Below are 9,804 nucleotides of genomic sequence, written 5' to 3' on the forward strand. Positions count from 1 at the left end.
CCGCGCCCTTGCCGCGCGACTGACGCGCCGCTGCCGTGCGCGCGCCCTGCATGCGATAATTGCCCTTGGGCATGTCACAGTCCGGTTTGATTGCCGGCCTGTTTGCCTGCCCATTTTTCGGCACATTGAAAGGTTGAGTATGGTAAGGCTGGCAGGTGAGGATGCATCCGAGCAAAGAGTCATAGACGACATCGCCACGCATGGCTGGCATGGCGTGCAGATCAGCGGTGACGAGGAAGGCCCCGGCTATGCCTTCACCATTGGCGCCTATCACAGTTTCGGCCTGCCCGAGTTCCTGATCATGGGCTTGCCGTATGCCACGGCCATGCAGATCCTCGACCTGGCGCTCGACGCCGCGCGCAGCGGCAGCATCGCCGATTTTACGCAGACGACAGACCTTTTGCTCAAGGGCCATGCTTGCGCCTTCGTGCGCGTGCCGCAAGCGCAGTACCGCGATTATGTCGGCTACGCACGCTGGTATTACGAGGGCAATGACTTTACCTTGTACCAGATCGTCTGGCCGTCGCGCGACGGCCATTTCCCTTGGGATACCGATGCCGCCGCCGCATATGTCGCGGCCCAGCCCCTGCTGGGGCCGGCACCGTCGACGGATTGATGCCGGCCGCGACCTTGGCCGGGCGCCCTTGCACCGTGAGCACCGGCACGGCCACCCTGTGCGTGTTCGACCCGGCCGTCCTGCGCCACAAACTCGATGACGATTGCGACTGGTGGAGCATGCCCAGCGCCGAGCTGGCGGCCGTGAATGCGGGCCAGGCGGCGTTCTTCAACGTGGGCGGCGATGGCGCGTATGCGCTGGAACTGCATACGGAAATTGCCGAGCCCGCCGCGAGCGTGCACCTGGCCGTGGTGTCGGGCCGGATCTACATCGGTGCCGGGGAAGACGTGACGGGCGGCGGGCTGGAGCCGGACGCGGCGTGCGGCGGCCTGTTCCTCGATGTACCTGCGGGCAATTACCGCGTGCAGGCGCGGCGCGATGGCGCCTGCATCCGCCTGGCACTCGTGCCGGATGCGCGCGGCGTCAATGCCTTCAGCGAGCTGGTGCGCATCTGAACCCGGCGCTCGATTGCGCCTGGCGTCTCGCGGCCAAGACTGCATGCCGCTCGGCATGCAGCGCAAAAACCAGGCCGCCTACGCATCCATGCGCGCCAGGCCCATGCCCTGGCGCCTATCCAGGAACAGGCTGTTGCCGTGGATTTTCTTTGCCTGTTTCTTCGCTTCCGCCGCCCGCGTGGCGATCTGGTGGTGCGTGTAGTACTGGTGCGCTTCCACCTTGATGACGCCCAGCGACAGGCTGATCAGGGAATAGAATACTTTCTTGCCTTGCCGGTCTTCGCTGATATAGCCGCCCCGCTCGCAGTCGCCCGTGCTGTAGTAGGCAAGGATGGCGGCCGCGAAGTCGTCCAGCATGGCCTGGCAGCGCGTTTCCCAGTCTTCGCTCTGGAACAGGATCATGAAATCGTCGCCGCCGATATGGCCGATGAAGTCGCGGTTCGGGTCGCAATGGCTGCTGAGTATTTCGCCTGTCAGCTGGATCACGTCGTCGCCCTTGCGGTAGCCGTACACATCATTGAAGGGCTTGAAGTGGTCGAGGTCGCAATAGCAGACCCAGAAGCGGCTGCCGCTGTGCAATAAGCGGTCGATATGTTCGTTGATGGGCACGTTGCCGGGCAGCTGCGTGAGCGGATTGGCATAGCGGGCCGCGTTGATCTGCATCTGCGTGATTTCGCGCATCAGGTCGTGGCCCGTGCCCATGCCCAGGTAGCGGCCGTGCTCGGTGATGATGAAGCCGTTGAACAAATGGTGGGCGTCAGACTGCACCATAGTGTAGCTGAGTTCCTGCAAGCTCGTTTCATGGTCGGCGATCAGGGGATTGGCATCCATGAACAGGCTGCACGATTTCTTGCCATACAGTTCGCGTTGATAAGGCCGGGCGAAGTGGTCGATCATCTCGAAGCGGCTGATCAGGCCCAGCGGCACGCCGTCGTCGACGACGGGAATGATCATCAGCTTCGGTTCCTTCAGGAAAATATCGTAGACCTCGTTATTGTTCTTTTCCGGCGACACGGCCGCCACCCGGTGCAGCAGCTTGCGGATGCTGGCGCCATTCTTTTCCAGGCTGCTGCGCTGCGGATACACGGCCACGCCATGGCGCCCCAGCGCCTGCATCACTTCGGCGGGCAAGGCGCGCGCCGGCACCATGTTGGGACGGCCCAGGTGATAGCCCTGGCCAAACGCCACGCCCAGGTCGCGCAAGACCAGCAATTCCGTCTGCGCCTCGATGCCTTCGGCGATCACCAGGGTGCCGGACTTTTCCGCGATTTCCTGGATCGAGCGCACGAACTGCAGTTTCACGGGGTCATTATTGATGCCCTGAATAAAATGCATGTCGATCTTGACGTATTCGGGGCGCAGCTCCGACCATAGCCGCAGGCTGGAAAACCCTTCGCCCAGGTCGTCGATGGCGATCTGGAAACCCATGTTGCGGTAGTGCAGTACGGCCTCGCGCATCAGTTCATAGTCATAGGTGGGCTGGTTTTCCGTCAGCTCGATGATGACGCGGTCCGGATTGATGCCGATATGCTCGATGTATTCCAGGGTTTCGCCATGGCGCGCATTGCGCAGCAACAGGCATTCCGGGCTGACGTTGAGAAACAGCTTGCCTGGCAGCTGCAATTCGGCAAAGCGTTCGAGCACCACCTGCCGGCACAGGTGTTCCACTTCCAGGGTCAGGCCATTCGCGCGCGCCACCTTGAACAGATTCATGGGCGCATGCAGGGGGCTGTCGGACGGTCCCCGTATCAAGCCTTCGTAGCCGATGATATCGCCGCTTTGCATCTGGATGATGGGCTGGAACAGGGCGCTCAGCTTGCGGCCGGCCAGGATGTCGTGCAAGGCGTCCGTCCCTTCGATGCTCATGGCGCCGGCACGCGGCGTCTTCAGGTAGGCCACATTCGATGGCGTCGCGGCGTCACGCGCGGACGCGGTGGTTGGGAGGGCGAGAGTGTGCATAGGCGGGCATGGGCGGCGGTCGGCACGGCCGCTGGGCGGGCCATGAACATGTTGCCGATAGTAAAGAAGATTTATGACAGCTTGATGAAATGTATTTGATTTTGACAATGTTTCTTGCCAGGTGGCCAAAGACATCGCGTTTGCCGATCCACGTCGAAAACGCGATTAATCATGGCAATACATGGAAATTGTCCAAATAAAAGATGGCAAATTCCGGTGATAACTGTGCATTAAAAGTGACAATCCGCGCTATGATTTCCCTTGGCGAAAGTCACCATGGGCAGCTGCCGTACTTGCTTGAGCGGCCTGCTTTCCTCGACATCCAACAATGAGACAAACAACCCATGCAATTACGTAGTGCAACCCTCATATTCAGCCTGCTGGCCGCTTTCGGTGGCAATGCCATGGCACAATCCTGCCCGGCTGGCGACAGCGCCGCCGTTACCTATCCGGTCAGCAAGAAAGTCGACCAGCAAGACAGCTATTTCGGCACCACCATCGCCGACCCGTACCGCTGGCTGGAAGATGCCAACAGCGCGGAAACGGGCGAGTGGGTCGCGGCGCAAAACAAGCTGACGCAATCGTACCTGGGCACCATCCCCGAGCGCGAAGCGATCAAGCAGCGCCTGACCAAGCTGTGGAACTATGAGCGTTTCTCTACGCCGACCAAGCAGGGCGGCCGTTACTTCTACAGCCGCAATGACGGCTTGCAAAACCAGGCCGTGCTGTACACGGTGAAAAAGCTGACGGACGAGCCGCGCCTGCTGCTGGACCCGAACACTCTGTCGTCGGACGGCACGGTGGCGCTGGCCGGCACCTCGATCAGCCCGAACGGCAAATACCTGGCGTACGCCACGGCCGCTTCCGGTTCCGACTGGAACGAGTGGAAGGTGCGCGACATTGACACGGGCAAGGATCTGGCAGACCACATCAAGTGGGCCAAGTTCTCGGGCGCTTCGTGGACCAAGGACAACAGCGGTTTCTTCTACAGCCGCTACGACGCGCCGAACGAAGCCACCAAGCTGGCCGATATCAATTATTTCCAGAAGCTGTATTTCCACAAAATCGGCACGCCGCAAAGCGATGACGTGCTGGTCTTCGACCGTCCCGACCAGAAGGAATGGGCATTTGGCGGCAGCACCGTCAGCGACGACGGCAATTACCTGATCATCACGGCCACGCAGGGCACGGAGCGCAAGAACCGCGTCTTCTACAAGGACTTGCGCCAGAAGAACGCCAAGGTGGTGGGCTTGCTGGAAGCGTTCGATGCCTCGTATTCGTTCATCGACAATGACGGCCCGGTCTTCTTCTTCAAGACCGACAACAAGGCGCCGAAGTCGCGCGTGATCGCCATCGATACGCGCAAGCCTGCGCCTGCCGACTGGAAAGAAGTCGTGCCGCAAAGCGAGGAAACCCTGGTCGCCGTCAACCTGATCAACAATCAGCTGGTGCTCGACTACCTCAAGGATGCGCAAACGCAAATCAAGATCGTCGACCTGAACGGCAAGCTGGTGCGCGAAGTGGCCTTGCCAGGCATCGGTTCGGCCGGTGGTTTTGCGGGCAAGCGTGGCGATTCGGAAACGTTCTATTCGTTCACCAGTTTTACCACCCCGGCGACGATCTACCGCTACGACATGAAGTCGGGCAAGAGCACGGTGTACCGCCAGCCGAAGGTTGATTTCGACCCGAACGCCTTTGAAACGCGCCAGCAATTCTTCACCAGCCGCGACGGCACCAAGGTGCCGATGTTCATCGTCTCGAAAAAAGGCATGAAGCTCGACGGTTCCAATCCGACCTACCTGTACGGCTATGGCGGCTTCAACATTTCGCTCACGCCTAGCTTCTCCGTGGCGAATCTTGCCTGGGTGGAAATGGGCGGCGTCTACGTGATGGCCAACCTGCGCGGCGGCGGCGAATACGGCGAAGCCTGGCACCAGGCAGGTACCAAGCTGAACAAGCAAAACGTGTTTGACGACTTCATCGGCGCGGCCGAATGGCTGGTGGCCAACAAGGTGACGTCGCCGGCGAAACTGTCGATCGGCGGCGGCAGCAATGGCGGCCTGCTGGTGGGCGCGGCCATGACGCAGCGTCCGGACCTGTTCGCCGCGGCCATCCCGCAAGTGGGCGTGCTCGACATGCTGCGCTTCCACAAGTTCACCGTGGGCTGGGGCTGGGTGCCTGACTATGGTTCGTCCGATGATGCCGAGCAGTTCAAGGCGCTGGTGAAATACTCGCCGCTGCACAACCTGAAGGCGGGCGGCTGCTATCCGGCGACCATGATCACCACGGCCGACCATGACGACCGCGTCGTGCCGGCCCACAGCTTCAAGTTCGCCGCGGCCGCCCAGGCAGCGCAAGGCGGCGCCGCACCCGTGCTGATCCGCATCGACAGCAAGGCAGGCCATGGCGCCGGCAAGCCGACGGCCAAGCAGATCGAAGAAGTGGCGGACCGCTGGGGTTTCCTCAGCCGTTCCTTGAAGATGACGCCAGCCGCACCGGCGGAACCGGCCAAGGTGGCGGCGCAGTAATCTTGTAACCGTTGCACATCGAAAAGCGCGGGTGAGGTTGACCCGCGCTTTTTTACGTCTGTCGCAGCACTTTTAAGCCAGGACCGGGGCTGGGGGTATTCTCGCCCGCACGCCTGCCCTAAACATGGCCGGTAGCACTGGAGCGTTAGGCCGGATTAGCGCGCAGCGCGTCATCCGACACGCCGGTGCCGGCGTCAGCAATGTTGTCAGATGACGCGGCGTGCCGCCGCTAATCCGACCTACGCCGGCCTGCGTCCACAATCCGCGCCAGCACTCCCTCCCCAAACTCCGCCTGGAACGGCAGATCCTTGCGCTGCGCGTAGCCGATATAGCAATCGCATTTGAAACGCGGGCAGGAGCGTTCCTGCAGCACATCCGCCAGGTCATCCGCGTACAGATTCCCCAGCCGCTGCGGCACGAAGTGGCAGCGCGCCAGTTCGCCGTCGCCATCGACGGACAGCGCCAGTTCGCCCGCCAGGCAGGGTTTGCCGCGCGAGGGGGACGGTCGGCGGTTGTGCGCGAACCACGGGTCGATGGCGTCCAGCTCGGCCAGGTCAGCTTCGCTGTAGTAGCCGGGGCCGCGCCGATCATAGGCATTGAGCCACAGGTAGACGTGGACGGGCAGGGCGGCGCGCAGGGCGCGGATGGCGTCCAGGTGCTCGCGCATCGCGACCACGCCGACGGAATAGCGCACGCCCATGGCGTCAAGGCGCGCGCAGCGTTCGAGAAAGCGCGCCAGTGTCGTCTGGCCGGGGTGGTAGGTGCACCACAGGCCAATCTTTTCCCGTCCCGGCATGCCATCCAGCCAGCCGAGGGGGCCGGACAGATTCGTTTGCAGCGCCACCTGGCGCACATGCGGCAAGGCGGCCAAGGCTTGCATGGCCGTGCGGTAGTGGCGCCGTACCAGCGCTTCGCCCCAGGGCGTGAATAGTACGCTGATGTCCCGCTTTTGTGCCGCCACCCAGTTGGCAAGACGCGCCACTTCGCGCGCGTCGCGGGCCAGCGCGGCGCGGCTGTCGCGCTTCTTGGCGAAGGGACAGTAGCCGCAGGCGTAGTTGCAGCTGGCCAGGGTGCCCCGGTACAGCAGCGACAGCGTCCCCGCTTGCGCGAAGCCCGGCGGCGCTGTCAGCACGCCTGGCCGGCTTCGGCCATCAGCGCGCGCACCTTGTCCGAGGCCAGCCACGGGCCGATGGTGTCGGCATAGCTGTAGCCATGGTCGTTCAGGCGCAGCAATGGTCCTACTTCTTCCACCAGTTCCAGGGCGTGCAGTTCGGCCAGCTGCGGCAGGTCAAGCTCGCAGCGCGTGCCGAAGCGCGCCGCGTAGGCGTCGCGGTCCAGGCCCGGCTGCGTCAGCAGCGACTGGATCACGTAGCGGCGGCGCTGTTCTTCCCCGTCCAGCACATGGCCATGTTCGGCCTGCGCGAAGCGCGCCTCGTCCAGTGCCAGGTAGTTGTCGATGATGCCGATGGTTTCCGTGCGCGCCACCGCGTATTCGCTTGAATAGTGCAGCCGCGAGGTGTAGGAACGGGCGCCCGCGCCCAGGCCCACCATGCCGTCGTTCTGGCAGCAGTACGATGGGCCGTTCTGCTCCGGTGCATGGGGCGCGCGGAACATGCGCATCGAGACCTGCTCGTAGCCGTGGGCGCGCAAATGGTCGCGCGCGGCCGCGTACAGCGCCAGGCGGCTGTCGCCGTCACGGGCCAACATGATGGGGTTGAGTGTTTCGGCGCCCTGGCGCCGCGCCACTTTTCCAAGCCCTGTTTGCTCGCGCACATACAGCGGGTACAGGTAGATTTCCTCGGGCGTAAACGCCAGCGCGCTGTCGATGGAGGCGAGCAGGCTGGCTACGGTTTGCCCGGCGATACCGTAGATCAGGTCCAGATTCAGGGTGGGAAAGCCGGCCGCGCGTATCAGGCCGATGGCGTGATGCACGGTGGCGTTTTGCTGCGGGCGGGCCAGGGCGCGCATCTCGCCGGCGGCGAAGCTCTGGATGCCCAGGCTGACCCGGTCGATGCCATGCGCGCGGCACACGGCAAGCCGCTCGGCCGTGATGGTTTCCGGCGAGGCTTCGATGCCGGCCGGCGTTTGCTGCAAATCGATGCCGAGGATGTCGCGCGCGCCGCACAGCAAGGTGTCGAGCTGCGCGGGCGACAGATAGGTGGGCGTGCCGCCGCCCAGCGCGAAACGGGCAAAGCGCCGCTCACCGAGGGCGCCGTCCATTGCGCGCATCTGCACCAGCACCTGCTGCACGTAGCGCTCGACCATGTCGGCACTGGGACGGGCCATGGCGAACAGGTTGCAAAAGCCGCAGCGCATCTCGCAAAACGGGATGTGGATGTAGGCGAAGAGGGCGGAGCGGTCCTGCTGCGCCCACAATGGCGCCAATGGTGTCGCTTGCGGCAAGGCGCGGTAGGCCGCCTTGTGCGGATAGGAGTACGAATACGCCTGGTAGGGCGTGTGGCGCATGCGCTGCGCCAGGGTGCCCGGCTGTTCGGAAGGGTTCACGATGGGGACTCCTGGGAAATGGTTTGTGGCGTGAGGAAGAAGTGCGCGTACGGCACCTGCCACACGCTGTCATGCGCCACCCGGTGGCCGCGGTAGCCGTCTTCGCCGTACGCGCTGCCGTGGTCCGAACAGACGATGGCAAAGGTGGGTGCGCGCGCCGCGCAGGCGGCGAACAAGGGCGCCAGCGCGCCATCCACGTAGCGCAGGGCGGCCGCATGGCTGTCCAGGCTGTCGCTGCGGCAGCCGGGCAGGTAGGCGCGGTTCGGCGCATGCAGGGCGGCCACGTTGATGAACAAAAAGGTGCGCTGCTCGCCTTCGGCCAGGCGGGCCACGGCCAGCGCCACCTGCTTTTGCGTCGAGTGGCGGCTGGCCACGCCCATGGCTGCGCTCCAGTGGCTTTCCTGGAACAGCGACGGCAGCACCGTGCCCAGGGCAGTCTGCTTGTTGAAAAAGCCCACGCCGCCGATGCAGATGGTGCGGTAGCCGCGCGCGGCCAGCGCGGCGGGAAGGTCTGCCTGCTCGAACGTGAAGGTGTGCGGTGACGTCGTTTCGCTGCCCGCGAAGGCGGATGCGAACAGGCGCGCATGGCGTCCTGGCGCGGCGGGCGTGGGCAGGAAGCCGGCAAAAAACGCCTGGTGCGCCGCATAGGTGAACGTGGCGGGGCTATGCCGGCATTCCCAGCCGCCCGGCGGCAGCAAGCGCCCCAGCACGGGCAGTTCGCCCGCTTGGTACAGGGCTTGCGCCACGTCGTAGCGCAGGGTGTCGAGGGTGATGAAGACGATGTCGTGGCTGCCCACGATGGCGTGCATGTCGGGGATTTTGGGTGTTTCTTTAGGCATGATGCGTGAAGTGGGGCGGTTGGGCCAGTTGCGCCGCGTAGGTGTCCGCGCCTTGCCACAACAGGCCAGGCAGCAGGTCGCCGAAGGCGTTCGCTTCCAGCACGCGGGCCTGGCCATGGCGTACGACGAGGTCAAGGCCGGTCACGTGGCTGCTGGGAAAGGCGCGCGCCGCCAGGGTGGCGGTGGCTTCCAGGGCCAACATGTCGGCCTCGCTCAGCAGGCCGCCCGCGTCGCCGCGCCGGTTATCGAGGTGCAGATTGGTCATCATCTGGTCGCCGATGCGCGCCACGCGGTGGGCAGGCCGGCCGCCTAGCGTGACGACGCGCAGGTCGTAATGGCTGTCGCCGCAGCGCGGCTTGTTCAGCCAGGCTTCCGCATATAGATGTTGCGCGGCCAGCGTGTCGACAAGGGCGGCGATGTCGTGCTCGTTTTCATAGCGCGACAGGCGCTTGCTGTTCAGCAGGCGCGTTTCCCCGTTCGCGCACAACAAGCTGGCCGAGGTGGTGGCTTGCTGGCGCCCCGTCTTGTTCCTGCGGTAGGCGACCACGCCGGAGGCCGACGAGCCATAGCGCGGTTTTAAATAGACGCGGTCCAGCGCATGCCCGCGCAGCAGTTCCTGCAGGTGCGCGTAGCCGTGCACGGGGCCCAGCAGCCGGGGCACGGGCACGCCGCGCGCGGCCAGGTGGCGCTGGCAGGCCAGCTTGTCCGTCATGCAGGTAATGTCGGGCGGCGCATTGAAGACGCGCACGTGCGGCAAGGCTGCCAGCTGCGCCGCCAGGTCTGTCATGGCGCTGGAAAAACCGGCAAACCAGGCATCCATCGCCAGCAGCTCGCCATGTTCGGGCGTGCGCAGGGGCGCGCGGCCCTGCAGGCGGCGGCCGGCATCGAGCAGCAGGCGGTGG

Annotated in this window: 9 protein-coding genes; 3 read left to right on the forward strand and 6 right to left on the reverse strand. The window is 64.2% G+C overall.

Annotated features, from left to right (window positions below):
* A partial coding sequence (locus tag JaAD80_RS31270) for a hypothetical protein (protein ID WP_219726894.1) occupies positions 1-211 on the reverse strand: 211 nt, incomplete at its 3' end.
* 3 nt (positions 212-214) lie between these two features.
* On the opposite strand from JaAD80_RS31270, the gene JaAD80_RS27085 reads away from it, so the two are divergent.
* Both JaAD80_RS27085 and JaAD80_RS27090 read left to right on the forward strand, forming a co-directional pair.
* Positions 215-616, forward strand: coding sequence for a DUF4262 domain-containing protein (locus JaAD80_RS27085; protein WP_219726895.1), 402 nt, complete (start codon positions 215-217; stop codon positions 614-616).
* A gap of 35 nt (positions 617-651) precedes the next feature.
* A complete protein-coding gene (locus tag JaAD80_RS27090) occupies positions 652-1,071 on the forward strand; it encodes a DUF6386 family protein (protein WP_146012563.1) in 420 nt (139 codons plus the stop codon).
* 78 nt (positions 1,072-1,149) lie between these two features.
* Here JaAD80_RS27090 and JaAD80_RS27095 read toward each other — a convergent pair whose 3' ends face one another.
* Positions 1,150-2,937 carry a GGDEF domain-containing protein gene (locus JaAD80_RS27095; RefSeq protein WP_102299175.1) on the reverse strand — a complete coding sequence of 596 codons (1,788 nt, stop codon included), beginning with the start codon at positions 2,935-2,937 and terminating at the stop codon, positions 1,150-1,152.
* 437 nt (positions 2,938-3,374) lie between these two features.
* On the opposite strand from JaAD80_RS27095, the gene JaAD80_RS27100 reads away from it, so the two are divergent.
* Positions 3,375-5,558, forward strand: coding sequence for a prolyl oligopeptidase family protein (locus JaAD80_RS27100; protein WP_180979615.1), 2,184 nt, complete (start codon positions 3,375-3,377; stop codon positions 5,556-5,558).
* A gap of 229 nt (positions 5,559-5,787) precedes the next feature.
* Here JaAD80_RS27100 and JaAD80_RS27105 read toward each other — a convergent pair whose 3' ends face one another.
* The 4 genes from JaAD80_RS27105 to JaAD80_RS30985 all read right to left on the reverse strand — a co-directional run.
* Positions 5,788-6,690, reverse strand: coding sequence for an STM4011 family radical SAM protein (locus JaAD80_RS27105; protein WP_258003209.1), 903 nt, complete (start codon positions 6,688-6,690; stop codon positions 5,788-5,790).
* Entirely contained in the window at positions 6,684-8,063 is a 1,380-nt protein-coding gene (locus tag JaAD80_RS27110; RefSeq protein WP_219726896.1) for an STM4012 family radical SAM protein, read from the reverse strand. Before JaAD80_RS27110 ends, JaAD80_RS27105 begins: the two co-directional genes overlap by 7 nt.
* On the reverse strand, positions 8,060-8,872 hold the full coding sequence (locus JaAD80_RS27115; protein ID WP_180979616.1) for an STM4013/SEN3800 family hydrolase: 813 nt from the start codon (positions 8,870-8,872) through the stop codon (positions 8,060-8,062). Before JaAD80_RS27115 ends, JaAD80_RS27110 begins: the two co-directional genes overlap by 4 nt.
* Before the next feature lie 22 nt (positions 8,873-8,894).
* Positions 8,895-9,804 (reverse strand): STM4014 family protein (locus tag JaAD80_RS30985; protein ID WP_102299173.1); only part of this gene is annotated, 910 nt, incomplete at its 5' end.

The organism is Janthinobacterium sp. AD80, assembly GCF_002878455.1.
Classification (GTDB): domain Bacteria; phylum Pseudomonadota; class Gammaproteobacteria; order Burkholderiales; family Burkholderiaceae_D; genus Janthinobacterium.

What these genes read in the sequence shown, in the direction of transcription:
- JaAD80_RS27095 (WP_102299175.1), bottom strand. Translation starts at nt 2,937, where the DNA reads ATGAGCATCGAAGGGACGGACGCCTTGCACGACATCCTGGCCGGCCGC.
- JaAD80_RS27115 (WP_180979616.1), bottom strand. Translation starts at nt 8,872, where the DNA reads ATGCACGCCATCGTGGGCAGCCACGACATCGTCTTCATCACCCTCGAC.
- JaAD80_RS27100 (WP_180979615.1), top strand. Translation starts at nt 3,375, where the DNA reads ATGCAATTACGTAGTGCAACCCTCATATTCAGCCTGCTGGCCGCTTTC.